The organism is Pseudoalteromonas sp. BZB3, assembly GCF_040104455.1.
GTDB lineage: Bacteria > Pseudomonadota > Gammaproteobacteria > Enterobacterales > Alteromonadaceae > Pseudoalteromonas.
Window position 1 is genome coordinate 11,573 of record NZ_JBECOS010000015.1, and the last position, 20,143, is coordinate 31,715.

General features: G+C 39.5%; 20 protein-coding genes. 6 read left to right on the forward strand and 14 right to left on the reverse strand.

Annotation, left to right across the window (positions count from 1 at the left end; genetic code table 11):
* Nucleotides 1-2 precede the first annotated feature (2 nt).
* Together ABMY35_RS16890 and ABMY35_RS16895 are read left to right on the forward strand one after the other, a co-directional pair.
* Nucleotides 3-545: a heme NO-binding domain-containing protein gene (locus ABMY35_RS16890; RefSeq protein WP_349287275.1), complete on the forward strand. Its 543-nt coding sequence runs from the start codon at nt 3-5 to the stop codon at nt 543-545.
* Nucleotides 542-2,044 (forward strand): ATP-binding protein, encoded by a 1,503-nt coding sequence (locus ABMY35_RS16895; protein WP_349287276.1) that lies wholly within the window; start codon nt 542-544, stop codon nt 2,042-2,044. The genes ABMY35_RS16890 and ABMY35_RS16895 overlap by 4 nt, the downstream gene beginning before the upstream one ends.
* Before the next feature lie 107 nt (nt 2,045-2,151).
* Here the strand turns inward: ABMY35_RS16895 and bioD are convergent, their stop codons facing one another.
* From bioD to bioB, 4 genes are read right to left on the reverse strand one after another with little or no spacing between them, the layout of a single operon-like run.
* Nucleotides 2,152-2,835: a dethiobiotin synthase gene (bioD, locus tag ABMY35_RS16900; RefSeq protein ID WP_349287277.1), complete on the reverse strand. Its 684-nt coding sequence runs from the start codon at nt 2,833-2,835 to the stop codon at nt 2,152-2,154.
* On the reverse strand, nt 2,835-3,596 hold the full coding sequence (locus ABMY35_RS16905) for a methyltransferase domain-containing protein (RefSeq protein WP_349287278.1): 762 nt from the start codon (nt 3,594-3,596) through the stop codon (nt 2,835-2,837). The genes bioD and ABMY35_RS16905 overlap by 1 nt, the downstream gene beginning before the upstream one ends.
* Nucleotides 3,593-4,741, reverse strand: a complete 1,149-nt coding sequence (locus ABMY35_RS16910) for an 8-amino-7-oxononanoate synthase (RefSeq protein ID WP_349287279.1) — start codon at nt 4,739-4,741, stop codon at nt 3,593-3,595. The genes ABMY35_RS16905 and ABMY35_RS16910 overlap by 4 nt, the downstream gene beginning before the upstream one ends.
* A gap of 3 nt (nt 4,742-4,744) precedes the next feature.
* The gene (gene bioB / locus ABMY35_RS16915; RefSeq protein WP_349287280.1) at nt 4,745-5,779 is read right to left on the reverse strand and encodes a biotin synthase BioB; all 1,035 of its coding nucleotides are present in this window, start codon (nt 5,777-5,779) and stop codon (nt 4,745-4,747) included.
* 121 nt (nt 5,780-5,900) lie between these two features.
* Here bioB and bioA point away from each other — a divergent pair, with 121 nt between their 5' ends.
* The 3 genes from bioA (at nt 5,901) to ABMY35_RS16930 (ending at nt 9,618) form a co-directional block, all read left to right on the forward strand.
* A complete protein-coding gene (bioA, locus tag ABMY35_RS16920) occupies nt 5,901-7,196 on the forward strand; it encodes an adenosylmethionine--8-amino-7-oxononanoate transaminase (RefSeq protein ID WP_349287281.1) in 1,296 nt (431 codons plus the stop codon).
* A 119-nt stretch (nt 7,197-7,315) separates the two neighbouring features.
* The gene (locus tag ABMY35_RS16925; RefSeq protein ID WP_138634427.1) at nt 7,316-8,653 is read left to right on the forward strand and encodes a lysine 2,3-aminomutase; all 1,338 of its coding nucleotides are present in this window, start codon (nt 7,316-7,318) and stop codon (nt 8,651-8,653) included.
* A 125-nt stretch (nt 8,654-8,778) separates the two neighbouring features.
* Nucleotides 8,779-9,618, forward strand: coding sequence for an HDOD domain-containing protein (locus ABMY35_RS16930; protein ID WP_349287282.1), 840 nt, complete (start codon nt 8,779-8,781; stop codon nt 9,616-9,618).
* A gap of 28 nt (nt 9,619-9,646) precedes the next feature.
* On the opposite strand, the gene ABMY35_RS16935 is transcribed toward ABMY35_RS16930, so the two are convergent.
* From ABMY35_RS16935 to ABMY35_RS16945, 3 genes are read right to left on the reverse strand one after another with little or no spacing between them, the layout of a single operon-like run.
* Nucleotides 9,647-10,078, reverse strand: coding sequence for an acyl-CoA thioesterase (locus ABMY35_RS16935; protein WP_349287283.1), 432 nt, complete (start codon nt 10,076-10,078; stop codon nt 9,647-9,649).
* Nucleotides 10,079-10,086: 8 nt separating this feature from the next.
* Complete coding sequence (locus ABMY35_RS16940; protein ID WP_349287284.1) at nt 10,087-10,905, reverse strand: M23 family metallopeptidase; 819 nt, start codon at nt 10,903-10,905, stop codon at nt 10,087-10,089.
* The gene (locus ABMY35_RS16945) at nt 10,898-11,755 is read right to left on the reverse strand and encodes a 6-carboxytetrahydropterin synthase (RefSeq protein WP_349287285.1); all 858 of its coding nucleotides are present in this window, start codon (nt 11,753-11,755) and stop codon (nt 10,898-10,900) included. The genes ABMY35_RS16940 and ABMY35_RS16945 overlap by 8 nt, the downstream gene beginning before the upstream one ends.
* 201 nt (nt 11,756-11,956) lie before the next feature.
* Here ABMY35_RS16945 and fabA point away from each other — a divergent pair, with 201 nt between their 5' ends.
* Complete coding sequence (fabA, locus tag ABMY35_RS16950; protein WP_349287286.1) at nt 11,957-12,472, forward strand: 3-hydroxyacyl-[acyl-carrier-protein] dehydratase FabA; 516 nt, start codon at nt 11,957-11,959, stop codon at nt 12,470-12,472.
* A 74-nt stretch (nt 12,473-12,546) separates the two neighbouring features.
* On the opposite strand, the gene rmf is transcribed toward fabA, so the two are convergent.
* The 7 genes from rmf to lrp form a co-directional block, all read right to left on the reverse strand.
* Nucleotides 12,547-12,717, reverse strand: coding sequence for a ribosome modulation factor (gene rmf / locus ABMY35_RS16955; RefSeq protein ID WP_130254303.1), 171 nt, complete (start codon nt 12,715-12,717; stop codon nt 12,547-12,549).
* 488 nt (nt 12,718-13,205) lie between these two features.
* Entirely contained in the window at nt 13,206-14,507 is a 1,302-nt protein-coding gene (gene serS / locus ABMY35_RS16960; RefSeq protein ID WP_349287287.1) for a serine--tRNA ligase, read from the reverse strand.
* A gap of 7 nt (nt 14,508-14,514) precedes the next feature.
* A complete protein-coding gene (gene crcB / locus ABMY35_RS16965) occupies nt 14,515-14,895 on the reverse strand; it encodes a fluoride efflux transporter CrcB (RefSeq protein ID WP_058029743.1) in 381 nt (126 codons plus the stop codon).
* Nucleotides 14,888-16,225, reverse strand: coding sequence for a replication-associated recombination protein A (locus tag ABMY35_RS16970; RefSeq protein WP_349287288.1), 1,338 nt, complete (start codon nt 16,223-16,225; stop codon nt 14,888-14,890). The genes crcB and ABMY35_RS16970 overlap by 8 nt, the downstream gene beginning before the upstream one ends.
* Before the next feature lie 5 nt (nt 16,226-16,230).
* A complete protein-coding gene (lolA, locus tag ABMY35_RS16975; protein ID WP_349287289.1) occupies nt 16,231-16,863 on the reverse strand; it encodes an outer membrane lipoprotein chaperone LolA in 633 nt (210 codons plus the stop codon).
* Nucleotides 16,864-19,467 (reverse strand): DNA translocase FtsK 4TM domain-containing protein, encoded by a 2,604-nt coding sequence (locus tag ABMY35_RS16980; protein ID WP_349287290.1) that lies wholly within the window; start codon nt 19,465-19,467, stop codon nt 16,864-16,866.
* A gap of 160 nt (nt 19,468-19,627) precedes the next feature.
* The gene (gene lrp, locus ABMY35_RS16985) at nt 19,628-20,107 is read right to left on the reverse strand and encodes a leucine-responsive transcriptional regulator Lrp (protein ID WP_130254308.1); all 480 of its coding nucleotides are present in this window, start codon (nt 20,105-20,107) and stop codon (nt 19,628-19,630) included.
* Nucleotides 20,108-20,143: the final 36 nt, after the last annotated feature.

A 20,143-nucleotide genomic window follows, 5' to 3' on the forward strand; every position in this document is an offset into this window, starting at 1 on the left:
ATATGAAAGGCAGTGTTTTCAACGCGCTACAAGAGTTTGTAGAAAATAATCATGGCTTAGAAGCATGGGACACCATGTTAAATACACTCGACCTTCCCTCTCAAGGGATCTACACATCTTCTATTAAATACGATGACAGCGAATTGTTCAGCATCGTAACCTATTATTGTGAAGCATTAAACGTACCAGCCCCAGATTTACTTAGGACGTTTGGTGAGTTTTTATTTAAGAAACTCATGCCTATGGCACCCAGTGAGGCAAAACGAGCGCCATCACTTCATGCGTTTTTATACATGGTTGACAATTTAATTCACATCGAGGTAAAAAAATTCTACGCAGATTCAAACTTACCGGAGATTGATTACAAAGACCAAAACGACCAGCACCTTACTATGATTTATCGCTCAGAGCGAAAACTATGTCATTTGTCAGAAGGCCTTATTTTAGGGGCTGCAAAACATTTCGGTGAAGAAGTATCGATTTCTCAATCTCAATGTTTACACGACGGTGATGAAGCCTGCCATATAGAAGTAAGGTTTCTATGAGTGAAGAAGCACAAAACAAAATAGACGTACTTGAACGCGCATTAAAAAGAGAGCGAGCAGCTAGAAAGCTCGCCGAAATGCAGCTTGAAAACTATACTCGAGAGCTATTAGAACAAGAAGTTTTAAATGATGAAACGCGTATGGAAGTCGAAAATCAACAAACTCAACTGTCTTTTTTAACTGGCCTATTAGCTGAAACCTGGAGCAAACCAACGCTAAATAAGATTGTTGAAAACTACTTAGAAAGAACCTGTGCGTTTTTATCAAAACCAGATAATTTATTTATTGAGCTTGATAATCTATGTAATTACGGTCAATTTCAATACTATACTCAATCTAGTACCGAATCTGAAATCAATGAGCACTTGCAACTGTTAAAGTCATTTCTTGCTCAACTTGATAGAGAAAAGGTATTCGATTTGTTACTGCAAGAACAAGAAACACAACTCATAGACACCAATGACATAAGTAACGAAGCGGTAGGCTTTTATCAATTTTGCGTGATGGTGCCGCTATATACACTCACACTCGAAGATAAAAAAACGGTTGGTGTTGCAGTTTTACTCTACGAAGACCAACAAGATATCAATATCACCAAGCTGCAAACCCTTGAATCTTCAAGAAGCATGCTTTCTATCGCCATAGAAAGAAAGAGAGCTGAAGAGGAACTTCAACAGCAACTTATGAACCTTGAAGAAACAAACAAAGTTTTAGAACAAACACAATTGCAACTGGTTGGGCAAGAAAAGCTCGCATCATTAGGTTACTTAGCCGCAGGTGTTGCCCATGAAATTAACAATCCGGTAGGCTTTGTAATAAGTAACCTCGATACCATGGCTGACTATATCAAAGATATTAAATCTGCTTTGCAGCCGCTTACTGATGAGCCTTCGAATACCTCGCTGTCAACTTTAAATAAAAATTACGAAGAATATGAGTTGCCATTTTTGTTTAAAGACAGTGATGAAATTTTAAAATCTTCAGTCGAAGGCTTAGAGCGAGTCAAAGCCATTGTGGCTGATTTGAGTACTTTCTCCCGGATGGACAACGATGAATTAGAGCCTATTGATGTAACTAAAGTCATCAATAAATCTCTTAATATGGTAAGCAATGAATTCAAATATAAACACCATATCGAAACGGACCTGTTAGAAAGCGCCACGATTTTAGGAATAGAAAGTAAATTACAACAAGTCTTTGTTAATCTGTTCGTAAACGCAAAACAAGCTATGGCTGAGGGTGGTACCTTGTTCGTACGATGTTATAGAGAGCGTACAAAAATCATTGTTCGAGTAAAAGATGAAGGTAAAGGCATTTCTCGAGAAAACCTAAAAGAGATTTTTACTCCTTTTTTCACTACTAAAGCGCCCGGTGAAGGGACTGGTTTAGGTTTGTCTATTTCATACAGTATTTTGCAGCAACATAATGCAAAAGTTGAAGTATTGAGTGAGCCGGATAAGGGCACCGAATTTGTGATCTCATTCTTCGAATTTTTCTAATTAAAATTCAGATTATTCGTAATTAAATAAAAAACCAAAAATAAAAAGTGATATCTATTGAGATATCACTTTTTACATTAAAATTAAACTTGCCTTAAACCACGCGCTTACAAGTTAATTGCAAAAAGATCGGTTAGTGCCTTATAAATTTTCAATTTTGCTTTGCTTTTTGCAAATGGCGTGACAGCAAGTAAAGGCGCATCAATACGTGCTTTCAAGCTTTCAAGGTTGGCATCAAACTCTGACATATCTGGGTCAATTTCATTTGCAATCCAGCCCACACATTTCACCCCTTGGGCTTTTAGCGCTTCAATTGTAAGCAGCGTATGATTCAAACAGCCTAACTTCATACCAACAACTAAAATGACTGGGATTTCTCGGGCTTTTACCCAATCAGACAAATATTCCGTGTCATTAATTGGTAAATACCAGCCACCAGCACCTTCTACAAGAGTAAACTCGGCACCGACGGATAGAATCTCTTTATAATGATGATTAAGTTCTATTTGTGTAATTACTTTGTTTGCACGTTGCGCTGCAATATGAGGCGCGATTGGCGGCTCAAAACAAATTGGATTTATTTGCTCATATTTAGCATGGACATTCGAGGACTCCATAATGTTTAAAGCGTCTTCATTGACTAACTGGCCAAATGCTTCTTCAGCTCCGGCTGCAATAGGCTTAAAACCAATCGCCGAGCGCTTATGTTGAGTCAAGAACTTGAGTAATAAACAAGTAACATGGGTTTTACCGACTTCAGTATCGGTCCCTGTGATAAAAAATGAATTCATTATTTCGTTAACTCCAAAATACCGACTTGGTAGCTAATAACAGCTTTACCGACTCGTAATGGAAAAGCTGACAGTAGATTTTTATAAGCCGCTTTGCCCAACAGACCTTGCTCTTTTTGACAGTCAGTCAGATGATTTGCACCTATATTTTTCACTGATTTGATGGCATTGATTGGTTTGTCATAGTGATCTTGAAGACAGAGCTGATTTGAGTACACCACTTTGAATCCAACACTTTGTGCAATTTTGATTAACTGAGTTAGATTCAAAAAATCATTAATGTGTTGTTTATCGTCCACAGCTTTCCATGCCTGAGCTATTTCAGACAATGAACCATCTAAAACCGTCGAGAGTAAAATTTGAGAGCCTGCTTTACTCGCAGAATAAAGTGATTTAAATAAACCTTCAGGATCGGCGCTCCATTGGATTGCAAAATTTGAAAATACAGCATCGAATACGTTGTCTGTAAAAGGCAGTTTATCCATATCCGCACAAACACGACTTACATTATTTTCTGGATGTGTTTCAGCCAACATGCCCAAACTCAGATCCATCGCAACCAGACAGTCACTATGATGTTTAAGTTTATGCTGATGCAATAAAGGACCAGCACCAAGATCGAGCATCACATGGCCGTGTTTATTTAATCTTGAAAATAACAATTCGGCAGCCAACTTTTGTACATGTGCATGTTGCTTGTATTGCCCTGCGGCTTTTGAAAACTGCTTCGCCGTTGACAGTTTATCGGGTGTTGCAATCATATTGACACCTTTAAAGCTTTTACAAGCTTTTCAATATCATCATGAGTATGTGCTGCGGTGATTGTGATCCTGAGTCGGGCAGTATTATGTGGCACTGTTGGTGGACGAATAGCTGTTAGCCAAATCCCCTGCTCTTTAAGCTTAGCTTGCGCATTTAATGCATTTTCAGCGCTGCCTAACACAACCGGCTGTATCGCTGTCTCTGACGACATTACGGGAATGTTTGCATCGGCACAAAGCTGCTTGAATAACGCAATATTATTAAACAAGTGCTGTCTCTGATCACTCGCGTCAAGTACACGTAAAAACTGCTGCTCTGCAGCTTGAACCATGAGCGGAGACATAGACGTCGAGTAAATATAATCACGATTAAACTGAAGTAAAAAGTCGATGACTGATTTACTTGCTAAAACAGCTGCGCCTTGACACGCCATTGCCTTACCAAATGTGATCACCAGAATTTCAGGCTTGCAACCTTGACCAACACTTCCCAGGCCATGTTCGCCCAATACACCAAAGCTGTGTGCATCATCTAACATAAGCCAAGCATTATGTTGTTGCTTTAGTTCTTCAAGTTGCTGCAGTGGCGCACAGTCTCCATCCATTGAAAACACGCCTTCACTAATAATTAACTTATTAGCAGCTTTACTTTTTTCTAATCGCAGACGTAGATGCCCCATGTCATTATGATTGAAACGGATATGCTTGGCATCAGATTGCAAAGCCCCATCAATTAAGCTGGCATGGTTAAGTTTGTCTTGGAAAATGGCAGAATCAAGCGCGGCTTTTGAGCCTGAGCTTTGCGAAAAAAGAGACTTGATTACACTGCTGTTTGCACTAAAGCCTGTACTAAACAGTATAGCGGACTCGTAACCAAGGTGTTTGCACAGTAAGGTTTCAAAATCTTTATGGCACCGCTGGTATCCTGTAACAAGTGCCGATGAGCGGCTACCTGTTAGTCCACCTTGTAACTCTAATTTAGACCCTAAACCAAGATAATCATTACTGGCAAAATTTAAATATTGCTTACCATCTTTATTTGTTAAGAAGCGTGCATCACTTGAATCAGCAATCAGATTACGAGCACGCAACAAAGACTCAACTCGTCTTTGTTGCAGCGCTACTTGTATAAATTCAAAAGCCATTCACTATGCTTCGTAAAATAGCTCTGAAGTAGCTTTATCAGCAATTTTTGAACTTAAAGACGCTTCGTATGCTTCATCAGAATAGTCTTGACGCTTCTCTGGGTTCATACCTAGTTTTTTAAGTAAGTTCATATCAGCATCGGCTTCTGGGTTTTCCGTAGTCAGTAACTTATCACCGTAGAAAATTGAGTTAGCGCCAGCGAAGAAACACATTGATTGCATTTGCTCATTCATTGCAGTTCTACCAGCTGACAGACGCACATAACTGTGCGGCATCATAATACGTGCAGTAGCAATAGTTCGAATAAATTCAAAATGGTCTAGATCTTCAACATCTTCAAGTGGTGTGCCTTTAACTTTTACAAGCATGTTAATCGGAACGCTTTCAGGTTGTTTTGGTAAGTTTGCAAGTTGCATTAATAAACCATAACGGTCACCCGCTTGCTCACCCATGCCAACAATACCACCTGAACATACTTTCATGCCTGCATCACGAACATTGTCTAATGTATCTAATCTGTCTTGATAAGTACGTGTTGTGATTATTTGCTGATAATATTCAGGCGAAGTATCAAGGTTATGATTATAGTAATCAAGACCTGCATCTCTAAGGGCGTGTGCTTTTTCATTATCAAGCATACCCAAGGTCATACATGTCTCTAGCCCAAGCTCCTTTACTTCACGAACCATTTTAGAAATATAAGGCATATCTCTGTCTTTTGGGTCAGACCATGCAGCGCCCATACAGAAACGTGTTGCGCCTTTCGATCGGGCTAATCTCGCTTGCTCTACTACTTTTTCTACTTCCATTAGACGTTCACGATCTAAGCCTGTTTTATAGTGCGCTGATTGTGGGCAATATTTGCAGTCTTCAGGGCACGCACCCGTTTTAATTGAAAGTAAGGTCGAGATTTGTACTTCGTTTGGGTTAAAGTTCTCACGGTGAATACTTGCCGCTTTAAATAGCAAGTCGTTAAACGGCATGTTAAATAGTGCTTTTACTTCTTCGTAAGTCCAATCGTGACGAACTGTAGCCATAGTCTGTACTCTTTTTATTCTTCGCCTGTCTATTAATTAGGCGTTTGATTTGACGGTGATTGGCTTAGTCTACTGAGTGTCGTAGTATTGTCAACGTCACAGCAAAGCTAAAGGTTTACAAGTGAGCAATAATCACCCTATAGATATCAAATTCGATAAAGAGCATATTTGGCACCCCTATACGTCTATAGGTGATCCGTTACCTGTATATGGTGTTACACATACTGATAAGAACAAACTTTATCTTGATGATGGCACTGAGCTCATAGATGGCATGGCTTCTTGGTGGAGTGCTATTCATGGCTATAATCCCCCCAAAATAGTCTCAGCAATACAAAATCAAGCACAAACAATGTGTCACGTTATGTTCGGTGGTATCACACATGCTCCAGCAGTTGAGCTATGTAAAAAGCTGGTTGCAATAAGTCCTGAGCCTTTACAAAAAGTGTTTTTAGCCGACAGCGGCTCTGTAAGCGTTGAAGTTGCTATCAAAATGGCATTGCAATATTGGATAAGCAAAGGTGAAACCACTAAAACAAAGCTCATGACCGCCAAAAAAGGCTATCACGGTGATACCTTTGCTGCGATGAGTGTCTGTGATCCAGTAAATTCGATGCACAGTATGTATCAGGGCTTCTTACCTGAACATATCTTTGTCGAAGCACCAAAAGCAGGTTTTTACGATAACGAAAATAAAGCCGAACTTGCAGCGTTAGAACATGCGTTTGAACAACATAGCAATGAAGTCGCCGCTTTTATTATCGAACCCATTGTACAAAACGCTGGTGGTATGAACTTTTATCATCCGTCTTATCTCAAAAAGCTCAGAGCACTGTGTGATAAATATCGTGTACTCCTCATTTTAGATGAAATTGCTACCGGCTTTGGTAGAACAGGAAAAATGTTTGCTTGTGAACACGCAAACATCAGCCCAGATATTATGTGTATTGGTAAAGCATTGACTGGTGGTGCGATGACGCTTTCTGCGACATTGTCAACAGAAGACGTCGCTGTCGGGATCAGTCAAGGTGAAGCTGGCGTATTAATGCACGGACCAACGTTTATGGGGAATCCCCTTGCCTGCTCTGCGGCTAATGCAAGTTTAGAGCTGTTATATGAAAACGATTGGCTTTCACAAATTGATCGTATTGAACAGACAATGAATACTTACCTATCTCAATGTTCGCAATTAGAAGCTGTAGAAGATGTAAGAGTGTTGGGTGGTATTGGTGTCGTTCAAGTAAATCGTGCCGTAGATGTTGCTAAGATTCAAAAGTATTTTATTAGAGAACATAAGGTTTGGATCAGACCGTTTGGCAAGCTCATATATATAATGCCACCTTATATTAGCTCAGATAGCGACATTATGGCTTTATGCTCTGCAATTTACCAAGCTGTCAGCACAGAAAAATACTAAAGCTCATAATCAAAAACTTAGCGTTATTTGTTCGAACTGATACAAATAACGCTGAAACATAGCTATTAATTTGTTAGACTACTGCGCTTTATGTAATTAGAAGTAGAGTAAACTAACATATGCAGCAAACCGTCCAATTGCAGCCAGCAGAAGCTTATGTACCACCTAAATTCAATGTTTATCAACACCGTCAGATAGATAAGATTGAACAACTGCATCAACTTCCTGAGCATTTACGCTTTGAGATGCGCGTTGTCGCCAATGTTTTTCCTTTCCGTGTTAATAATTACGTGATTGAAGAGCTAATTGATTGGGATAAAGTTCCGAATGATCCGGTATTCCAATTAACTTTCCCACAGCGTGGCATGCTTGATGATGAGTCATATGAGCAGATGGCTGCGCTATTAAAACGAGAACATACCCCAGAAGAAGTTTTTGAATTGGCAACACAACTTCGTCAAAAGTTGAACCCGCACCCTGCCGGACAGATGGATAAGAATGTACCAACTTTTGAAGGCGAGCAAGTTGAAGGTATCCAACATAAATACAAAGAAACCGTGTTGTTCTTCCCTGCTCAAGGTCAATATTGCCACTCTTACTGTACTTTCTGTTTCCGTTGGGCGCAGTTTGTAGGTAAAGCAACGCGTTTTAACAATAACGATGAAGAATTACTGCACAATTACCTTGCATCACACACTGAAGTAACCGACCTACTAATGACAGGCGGCGACCCTATGGTTATGCGTACTGTAAAGTTACGTAAGTACCTAGAGGCACTTAAAGAGCCGCGCTTTGATCACATCAAGACTATTCGTATTGGTACTAAGTCTTTAACATTCTGGCCATTCCGTTACGTTACAGATCCAGATGCGCAAGACCTATTAGCTTTATTAAAGGAGCTTGTAGATGCAGGCAAACATGTTTCAATTATGGCGCACGTTAACCATAAGCAAGAATTACGTACAGATATTAGCCGTGAAGCTATAAAGCTTATTCGTAAAACAGGCGCACAGATCCGTACACAAGCTCCACTATTAAACAACTTAAACGTTGATTCAGATATGTGGGCTGAGATGTGGAAAGAACAAACTCAAATGGGCATGATCCCTTACTATATGTTCATTGAGCGTGATACTGGTGCTAAGCGCTACTTCGAATTACCACTTTATAAAACGTGGGAAATTTTCCGTGATGCTTACAAACAAGTTTCTGGTGTGAGTAGAACAGTACGTGGCCCTTCTATGAGTGCTGGTCCTGGTAAAGTTGAAGTGTCAGGTGTTACTGAAATTGCTGGTGAAAAAGTATTTGTACTTCGCTTTATCCAAGCGCGCAACCCTGAGTGGGTTCAGCGTCCATTCTTCGCAAAATACGATGAAGAAGCAACTTGGCTAGATGGACTAGTTCCTGCTTTCGGTGAAGAAAAGTTCTTCTGGCAAGAAGAATACGAAGCTATGTAAATAAGTTAAATATGAATTGCGTAGTTAACTACGCAATTCTTTTTCCACTCCTACCCGTCAATTCAATACCACTTTTCTGAACCATAAACTATGATTTAAATAGTTAATTAGGTTGGAGTTATGGTATGCCAATATCATTAACCAATGAAGAAAAGGCAATTCTTAGAAGTGTTTCAATTCCACCAAGGCCTGAAGCGCTCATAAAGTTTTCTGAAGAAACTAAAAAAACAGAGCCAAACATTTCTCGTGTATCTGAAATACTACAAGAAGATGTTGGGATCTGTGCAGCAATACTTCAAGTCGTCAATTCAAGCGCTTTTCGACGCGCAAAAGAAATAGAATCAATCGATCAAGCGATTATGATCTTAGGCTTGAAGAGATTAGTCCCCTTAGTTAAAGCCGTCGCAGTTAAAGCTGCTGTTGGTACAGATCCAACTATGGCTAAATTTTGGGATGTGCAAACCGATATAGCCCATATTGCCAGTATAGTTGCAGTTAAACTCGAAAAACCTGCATTGTCTAATCACGCTTATATGCTTGCGCTTTTTCATGGCGTCGGTGTGGCAATTTTAAATCAACATTTTGACGATTTTGAAGAAGTGATGTCTTTTGCAGGCGAAAACAATTGGGATGACGCAGCTAAATTACAGTTTGATAAATACCAAACTAATCATGCGACCATTGGTGCTTTACTAGCGCAGCAATGGCGCTTACCAAAAGTCATGATTAACATTATTTACTACCAACATGACATCGATGGCTTATTTCAATCAGAAGAGTTAGACAAAATTGGGTTAGATTTACTGTGTATTCTCAAACTTTCGAGACACTGTGCTTTTTTAAAAGACAAACCAAGCGAAGTAAATACTGAATGGAGAAACATCATGGATGACGTGATAGATCATCTAGACATGGAAGAAGAGCAGTTATTTAGTATTATCGAAGAAATTACAGATGAGATATGAGGGCAACAAAGCCCTCATTACATAAATGCTATTTAAAACCTTTAAGCATATTTTCACATACAACTGGTGTAGGTCTGTGATTATCATCAACAGCAACAAAGGTAAAGCTACCAGAAATAGCTAAGTGTTTATCATCTTTATGCATACGCTCTAAGAAGATATTAACATCCACTTTTAAACTGGTATTACCAACATGAGATACAGTCGCTACTAATTCAGCGAAAGTGCCCGCCGGAATAGCTTCTTTAAAATCTACTCTATCTGAAGAAATAGTAACTAAAGGCTTTCGACAAAAACGTGTTGCGGCGATAAATGCAACTTCATCCATCCAAGCCAGCGCATCACCACCAAATAAAGTATTGTGGTGATTTGTGCGTCCAGGAAAAACAGTCTTAGTTACAGACGTAATAGACTCTTTAATGCGTTGCTCAATCAAGGCTTGTTTTTCAATATCATTCATTTAAGTTACTACTTCGTATTTGCTAGTTTATCTGTCATTAATAGTGCTGGGTCAAGACGTTCATTGAACCAGTTGAAACGCCAATCTAAATGCGGGCCAGTTACACGGCCTGTGGCACCTATATCAGCAAAATGGTCACCGACTTTAACCTTATCACCCACGTTTACGTGTATTTTATTAAGGTGGATATAGGTTGAAGTAATGCCATGACCATGGTCGATGATCACAGTACCGCCGCTATAATATAGATCAGGATCAGCCATCACGACTTTACCCGCAAGCGGCGCCCAAACTGGCGTGCCCGTTTTATTGGCAATGTCTAAACCAAAATGTGGGTTTCTTGGTTTGCCATTAAAGAAGCGCTGACTGCCATAAACACCTGAAATGCGGCCTTTGGCTGGACGTAAAACGGTGTCTTTGAAATAAGTAAAGTTAGACTCACCAGCTCGCGCAGCTCGCACACGCTTTGCGTCATCTTTGATACGAGCAAGTACAGAGTCAGGTGGTGAAACGTACTTCTTTTCAACACCCGTTATACGATCGATTTTATATTCGCGCTTCGTGATCACAATGTCTTGTTTATGTTGCTTTCCTGCTTGGTCAACCCAAGTTAGCGTATGTTTTGTATCTGCATCTCGACCGAAACCGAAAACAAACTCACCGTCTTTAGTTATTTTTAATGCTTTGCCATTAAAATACACAGAGTTAGGCTTGTCTAGCTTACCAATGATCATACCGCCTTGCGTTAAACTGCCTTTAAGTTCCAGTGCCATTGAACTAACACTGGCAGTCAAACCAACTAAAGCGAACAATGCGGCTTTAAGCATATGCAATGGCTCCTTTGCCTACGCCCTCAAATGCTTTTACTTTTACGGCATTGTCAGGGTGCGTTTTTTTAATTTCTGTTGCTAAGTAATCAGCAATGCACTCTACTGTTGTATCACAAGGTAAAAGATCACAACGCGCTTTACTGATTGCTAATTCGAAATAGCCCTGTGTAGACGTGTATGCAAAGGCATAATCATTGTCAAAGGCTTTAATATGTTTTAGTTCTGAGTTGGCGATTAAGTCTTCTTCAGATCCAAGGTAAATATCTTCCCATTTACGTGACCATTCTTTTTGGAGACGTGGCATAGGAATGTTATCGAGGCTAATACCAATCAACGAGCGGTGGCCGTGAACAATACGCTGGCAGTTACCATCATGCTTTTTCAAGCCATGGCTATAGTGGTAATAAAAACTAGACGTCTGCTCTGGGCGAAGTTCAATATCAATGTCTTTAACGTTTTCAGGCATCTTAGGCATAATTTGTTGCTTCAAGAACGCTATCACTGATTGTTCGTTCACTGTTTCAGCATCAATTAAGCAAATAGCTTGTTCTGGTGCATACATCGCAATGTGCTGTTCGTCACCGAATTGTGCATCTAACTTCACTTGTTCGTTTTCAATGCTGTATGTACCATTCAAACCTGCAGGTATTGCAAGCTTATGGTCGATTGTGTCATCGATAATCCGTTTAATCTGTTTTTTTACCAGTGCAAAATCTAAAACCATAGACTCATCATTCAAGTCTCCATGAAGTGTTAAGTCAGCAATCCAACTTTCACCTACCGGCCCTCTTTTATTACAAAAGTAAGAAAAATCAATCACAGTTAAAGCGTCTACGAATAAAATCATGTCGATCCAAAATGAACTAAGTTAACAAGAATCATTATAAAGAAATGTATTCTAAAAATCGCCCAAGTTGATGCAAGTTGTCATATAAAAATGCTTAAATGTTTAAAATATTAACAATAATCAACTGTTCAGAGTTGTTTGGCGTACATCTGTAAGCTAAAGTAGCCTGAATTTTTATTTTGAAGAAAAAGTATTAATACTATGGAACCAAAGAACAGCTACACAAAAGAAGAATTGATCCTATGTGGTCGTGGTGAAATGTTTGGTGAAGGCAACTGCCGTTTACCAAGTGACAACATGCTAATGATGGATCGCATCATTGAGATCAACGATAACGGTGGTGAATTTGGCAAAGGTCAAATTATTGCAGAGTTAGACATTGACCCTAGCCTTTGGTTCTTCGATTGTCATTTTAAAGGCGACCCAGTAATGCCTGGTTGTCTTGGTCTAGACGCAATGTGGCAGATCGTTGGCTTTTTCTTAGGTTGGTCTGGCGGCCCAGGGCTTGGTCGTGCACTAGGTGTAGGCGAAGTTAAATTTACAGGTCAAATCTTACCAACGGCTAAAAAAGTAACTTACCGTGTAGATATGAAGCGTGTAATTAAGCGTAAATTATTCATGGGTCTTGCTGACGGTACTGTTGAAGTAGATGGTCGCGTAATCTATGAAGCAAAAGATCTTAAAGTAGGTCTTTTCCAAGATACAAGCGCATTCTAATTAGATTTTCTAAATAGTTGCTCTAACAACAAAGCCCTCAGTTGAGGGCTTTGTTGTATTAAATTCTCTATAAATTAAGTTTTAAACATATTGCGGTCGTCTACGGCTTCTCGCCACCCGCCTAACCATTCTGATCTAGATTCTAATTGTTGATATGGACAAAGTTCTTTTGAGCGTCCTGCTAAACCTGCTTTGTATCCTTGGGAATGTGCTCTTTCTAATCGATCACGCTTTTGTCTCTTCATAGGTAAATCCTCACCTTTTGTTTATTAACACTGCAAAACATTGCAACATTTAATGAATAGTTAATAAAAGCGTAAAATTCAAATGTTGTTAGCCTTTACGCTCAAATTAAAATGATGCATGTTTTATAAAGTCTAATTTTGTAAATACGAGAACACGAAGACAATTAAAGAAATGACTTTAACGCTTCATAAAAGCAGGATTGGCCAACCCTTGAAACCTAATAAAACATATTCTTCATATAGCTGCAATATAATTTACATAATTAAAATTAACCCTAAGAAAAAAAGAATAATTTAGACAAGCAAAAGATAATATATAAAATTTGAATTTGATAAATCTATATATATGGATTAAGAATCTAAAATCAATGAAAATTCGCATTGTCATTTCACTGTAATTCTTTGACTAAATAAAGTGCATATTTATTAGGATCTTACAGACACAAAAAAGGCCGCTAAAAGCGACCTTAATCATTTGTACAGAAGTCTTATTTAATGGCTTCTAAACCGCCCATGTATTGACGTAATACTTTTGGTACCACGATTGAACCATCTGCTTGTTGATAGTTTTCTAAAATTGCTACTAACGTACGGCCAACAGCTAGACCAGAACCATTTAATGTGTGAAGTAGCTCAGGCTTCTTTTCACCTTGACGGCGAAAACGTGCTTGCATACGTCGTGCTTGGAAATCCCACATGTTTGAGCAAGATGAAATTTCACGGTACGTGTCTTGAGCCGGTAACCATACTTCTAGATCGTATGTTTTTGTTGCACCAAAGCCCATATCACCAGTACATAACACAACTTTTCTGTACGGTAGCTCTAATGCTTGTAAAATATATTCAGCGTGACCAGTTAGCTCTTCAAGCGCTGCCATTGAGTCTTCTGGTTTTACAAGTTGAACAAGTTCTACTTTATCAAACTGGTGTTGACGAATTAAACCACGTGTATCACGGCCGTAACTACCCGCTTCACTTCTGAAACAAGGCGTGTGTGCAGTCATTTTGATTGGAAGTTCTTTTTCATCAAAGATTTCATCACGTGCACAGTTTGTAAGCGGAACTTCAGCTGTTGGAATTAAGCTAAAACCTTCTTGCTCTTCACCATCGTCGTTGATTAAACCTTTAGTGTGGAATAAATCACCTGCGAACTTAGGTAACTGGCCTGTACCTAGCAAGCTGTCTTTGTTTACAAGGTAAGGTACGTACATTTCAGTGTAGCCATGCTTATCAGCGTGTGTATCAAGCATGAATTGAACTAGTGCACGGTGCATACGCGCAACACCACCACGCATTACAGTGAAGCGAGAGCCAGTTAGTTTAACACCCGCTTCAAAGTCTAAGCCTTTATCAAGCGCTTCACCTAAATCTACGTGATCTTTAACTTCAAAATCGTACTGTTTAGGTTCGCCCCACTTGATGATTTCAACGTTTTCACTTTCATCGCTGCCTGCAGGCACGTCTTCAGCCGGTAAGTTAGGTAAAGTTAAAGCGATATTATTTAGCTTAGCTAAAATTTCGTCTTGTTCGTTCTTAGCCGCTGTAAGTTGGTCACCTAAATTAGCAACAGCGTCTAGTAGTGGCTGAATATCTTCGCCTTTTGCTTTAGCTTGACCAATTGCTTTGGAGCGGCTATTTCTTTCGCTTTGTAATTCTTGTGTTTTTGTTTGAAGCGCTTTGCGTTGCTCTTCTAAAGCATTAATCGCATCAACATCAAGCTCAAAGCCACGTTTAGCTAGTCGAGCTGCTGCTTCAGCAATATCCTGACGTAAATATTTTGAATCTAACATTTTGCTTTTAACCTTTTTGCATGACTAAGTTAAGGCCTAACCAAGCCATAAAAATACATAACACCACATTTAAGGTGATATTGAGAATCATCTTCACAATTTGCCCTTGTTGAAGTAGTAACAAAGAGTCCATTGAGAATGTAGAGAAAGTTGTTAATGCACCTAAGAAACCAATCACAATAAGTGACTTATAAGGGCTTACCGCGAGTACTTGTTTTTCAAGTAAGCCAAATACAACTCCCAATAATAATGAACCGATTATATTAACGGTCAAAGTGCCAAATGGGAATCCCCTACCCAGCAGTTTAAGCATTGTATCACTAATAAAAAACCTTAAACACGCACCAAGTGCGCCTCCAAGCGCAATTGAGAGGTACATTTTAATCATTTGAATATCTTTTGTTCACACTCATTTGATTTAATGACTTTAAATATTCAAGCTTATCTTTGATCTGCTTTTCTAAGCCGCGTTCAGAGGGCACATAATATTGCCTATCTTTGATTTCTTCAGGAAAGTAGTTTTCTCCTGCGGCAAATGCCCCTTCTTCATTATGGGCATATCGATATTCATCACCATAACCTAGCTCTTTCATGAGCTTTGTCGGTGCGTTGCGTAGATGAACAGGTACTTGATAATCTGGGTCGGTTGCTGCATCTTGTTTAGCTTGATTAAATGCCATATAAACTGCGTTACTTTTTGCAGCACTGGCTAAATAGATAGTCGCCTGTGCAATGGCTCTCTCGCCTTCACTTGGCCCCACACGTTGAAAAATATCCCACGCATTTAATGCTACTTGCATCGCTCTTGGATCGGCATTGCCAATATCTTCGGTTGCGATGGCTAAAAGGCGTCTTGCAACATAGAGTGGGTCGCCACCACCGGCTAGGATTCTACAATACCAATAAAGCGCAGCATCTGGATCGCTCCCCCTAACTGATTTATGAAACGCTGAGATCAGATCGTAGAATAAATCTCCCCCTTTATCATATTTTGCAAAATGAGAAGGTAAAAGCTGACTAAGTACATCAGAAGTAATAACCATTTGGCCATCTTGATCAGATAGTTCAATAGCTTGTTCGAGTAGGTTCAAAGCTTTACGCGCATCGCCACTACTGACTCGTGCAATTTGCATAAATTGCGCATCTGAAATGGTTATTTGAAGCCTTGAAAGTGTCTCATCTTTAGTAATAGCGCGTTTTAATACCTGAACAAGTTCTTCATCGGTTAAAGCTTTTAAAGTGTAAACACGTGCCCGCGATAGAATCGCGTTATTCAAGGCGAAACTTGGGTTTTCAGTGGTGGCACCAATGAAAATAAAAGTGCCATCTTCAATGTGAGGTAAAAAAGCATCTTGTTGAGACTTATTAAATCTATGAACTTCGTCAACGAATAATAAAGTTCTTTGTCCCATACTGAGGTTTTGTTTAGCTTCTAGCACTGCTTCACGGATTTCTTTTACACCTGAAGTAACGGCAGATAAGTGCTGAATGCGCGCATTGGCATGGTTAGCAATTATTTCAGCAATGGTAGTTTTGCCAACGCCTGGCGGCCCCCAAACGATTAGACTATGTGCTCTGCCGGAAAGTATGGCTTTATATAAGGGTTTATCAGCGGCTAATATATGTGATTGGCCTATGTAGTCTTCTAACCGTGTTGGCCGCATTCTTGCGGCCAATGGCTTTACATCGTTGCCAAAATCAAATCCTAAATTACTCACAAAAACTATTCACTTTGTGTTTGGTCGTCAATTACAACATGTTCAGGAATGGTAAAATTAAACAGGTCACTATTTAAAGTATCGTTCAATTTGATGTCTGAAAATTTAAACTCAGTTGATTGACCTGATAAATCCACCACCAATATTTTTGAAAGTTGTTTGTCAGTATTAAACTGTAATTCTAACGACTCCACTTGAGAGTCGGTTGTCGATTTAGGGATAATTTTGTAATTATCTTTAGTCTTAGAAACCTGATACTTTTCCCATTGTGTTTTAGCATTTGTAGTTAATAAAACAAAAGGCGTTGTTTCGATCAGATTAAGACTGGCCATAATGGTCACTTGCTCTGCAAATTCATCGTAATAATAAGCACGATGTCCATCAGAAACCAACATAGTTGAGTCAGGCTCTTGTTGTTGCCAATGAATTTTTAAAGGCTGTGCTAGCGCTAAGTTACCCGAGCCAGTTTGTAATACTTCACCTTGCTCATCCGTTACTTTTTGATTAAAACTCGCTTTAAACGTCGTCATTTCAGAGAGCTTAGCTTTAAGTTCAATTGCAGCATCTGCAAATGCGGCTTGTGACAAAAACAGTGAAGACAAACCGATTAAACTTGATAATAGTGTTTTTTTCATCATTTAATTTACTCCCCCTTTAGGGACTAATACTTCTCGAGCACCATTGTGTCCTGGTGAACTTACGACACCTGACGCTTCCATTTGTTCAACTAAACGAGCAGCTCGGTTATAACCGACACGAAGCTTACGCTGCACACTCGAAACAGACACCTTGCCAGATTCAATGACAAAGTTAACGGCTTCGTCATAAAGTGGATCAGATTCGTCGTCGCCACCTTCAGGTGTTTCACCCGGTAATAAAATATCTTCAGTGGCATCACCACATAAGATTTCTTCGATATAATTTGGCTTACCACGGGCTTTCCAGTCATTTACAACAGCATGTACTTCGTGGTCGTCAACAAACGCGCCATGAACACGAATTGGTACGCTGGTGCCAGGCGGTAAATACAGCATGTCACCCATGCCAAGTAAGTTTTCCGCCCCTTGCTGATCTAAGATCGTACGAGAGTCAATTTTACTTGATACTTGGAAAGCCATACGAGTTGGAATATTCGCTTTAATAAGACCCGTAATAACATCAACAGACGGTCTTTGTGTTGCTAGTACTAAGTGAATACCTGCAGCACGTGCTTTTTGTGCTATGCGAGCAATCAACTCTTCAACTTTCTTGCCTACAATCATCATCATGTCGGCAAACTCGTCAATCACAACAACGATACTAGGCAGTTTATCAAGCTCTTCGGGCTCATTCGCCATGCCATCTGTGTCCTTAAACAGCGGATCTAATATTGGTTGACCCGCTTCTTTGGCCGCAAGCACTTTTTGGTTATAGCCTTTTAAGTTACGGACACCAAGTGCTGACATGAGTTTGTAACGTCGTTCCATTTCGCCGACACACCATCGCAGTGCATTTGACGCTTCTTTCATGTCTGTGACAACTTCGCATAGTAAGTGTGGAATACCTTCATAAACAGAAAGCTCTAGCATTTTCGGGTCTATCATGATCATACGCACATCTTCTGGCGGAGACTTGTAGAGCAAGCTCAAAATCATGACATTTACGCCAACAGATTTACCTGAACCCGTTGTACCCGCAACTAATAGGTGTGGCATTTTGCCCAAATCTGCCACTACAGGCTGACCGGCAATGTCTTTACCTAAAACCATGGTCAATGGTGATGGGTTTTGTTCAAATTTAGGGGCGTTAATTACTTCTGAAAGGCGTACAATTTCTCTGTGTTTGTTTGGTAGTTCAAGGCCAACATAGGTTTTACCAGGGATCACTTCTACAACACGAACACTGACAGCTGATAATGAACGCGCTAAATCTTTTGCTAGACCGGTGATTTTCGCAACTTTAATACCCGGTGCTAAATCGAGCTCAAATCGCGTGACAACGGGACCTGGGTACACCCCTACTACACTCGCTTGAATATTAAAATCCAGTAGCTTCACTTCTACAAGACGAGAAACGGCATCCAATTCTTCTTTTGATATAGGGTTTTTCTGTTTATCAGGCCTATCTAATAAATCGAGTGATGGAAGAGGATCCTTTGGCGGCTCAGCATTCAGCAATTCTTCAAACTTTTCTTTCGCTGTTGGCTCTGGCACAAAAACTGGTTTTTCAGGTTTTGGTTTTAGTGGTCTTGCTGGAGACTGAACTCGGGTTTCTGGCTCTTGAGCTAGAACAGGTGCATCGTCTAAGCCTTGTAACGCGCTAGAGGCATCAAAGTCGTCATCATCAATCGCTGAAAAGTTGATTTCTTGCTCTAGAATATCATCTAATTCATCAAATACATCAGCTCGAGAGTTATCCAAACTTGAACTCTCAACAATAGGTTCACTTTTTATTACTTTGCTTTCAGTCTCTTGAATTGTTTCTGAATCAGTTTGCTTAGCAAATAGTCTATCTTTTAATTTCGCAATTGGTTTTTGTTCTAGCGATTGTTGAGAAGTAATTTCAGATTCAGCATGAGTGATTTCGGTTTTATCTGATATATCTTCAAGAGTTGTCATTTCATCTAACTGAACTTCAGTTTCTTGTCTAACGACAGGCTGTGCTCGCTTGTTTGATTGGAAGTCTTGGAACTTTTTGAATAATACACGACAAGCTTGAATAACCTTTTCACCGATGTAGTCAACAAACTCAACCCATGACACCCCTGTCATTAAGGTTAAACCAGCAAAGAAAAAGCATAATAAAATAATTGAAGTGCCCGTGAATTTAAATGCTGGGATCATCGCATCACGAACGACGTCACCAATAAATCCGCCTGAAGACACATGATAGATATCATCAAAGTTGATGCTGCTTATGGCACTTGCTGAAGATACAAACAAAACTAACCCAATCAGCCTTAACGCTAAAGTGACATAATCAAGGTGAAATAACTTGTGTGGTTTCTTAAACAACAAATAGCCAGCTAGTTGAATGGCTGCAGGCACTAAAAACGCCATCCAACCAAAACTGACTAATAAAATATCAGCAACCCACGCACCAGCTGTACCTGTAATATTTTTTACTTCAAGATATTCACCTGTTTGAGACCAAGCAGGATCAGATGGGTCAAAGCTTATCAAGGCACATAAAGTAAATATTGCCGTGAAAGTGCTGACGATCAGACCAGTTTCAAGTAGCCTTTGAATTCCATTAAGACGCATAAAGTGCGTTTACCCCTAATTTGCCTTGGTTTAGATTTTTTTTGAGTGCAGTTGTTGATGCTTTTTTGGTAAATCTAAACTTTTGGATATTAAAATCTTTTTTATCTGAATAAGCGCTTAAGCACGCTTTTGTAATAACTATTACAATACCAAGAAATAACTAAGCTTCACAGGGTTTTATTACTTCTCCGAGCTCCCCTTTTACCTCTTCCATAACAACATAAGTGCGACTTTCACTTATATTTGGTAATTGCAGCAGTATGTCGCCCAAAACACCTCGATACTCAGACATATCTGTTACTCGTGTTTTGAGTAAAAAGTCAAAATTACCAGACACTAAGTGACATTCTATTATTTCATCATGCTGCCTTACTGCTTGATTAAACTTATCGAATACATCAGGGCTATTCTTATTTACCGTTACTTCTACATAAACTAACAGCCCCTGGCCTAACTTAGCCGGGTCAACAACTGCTTTATACCCCTTTATATAGCCTTCTCTCTCTAGCTTTTTTACTCGCTCTAAACAGGGCGTTGCACTAAGTCCAATTCTCCTTGCTAACTCTACATTTGAAAGTCTGCCATCTTTCTGAAGTTCTACTAAAATGTTTCTGTCTATTCGATCTAACTGTTGGTACATGTGCTTTTCAGAGTTTTAATCTGCCATACGATGCTT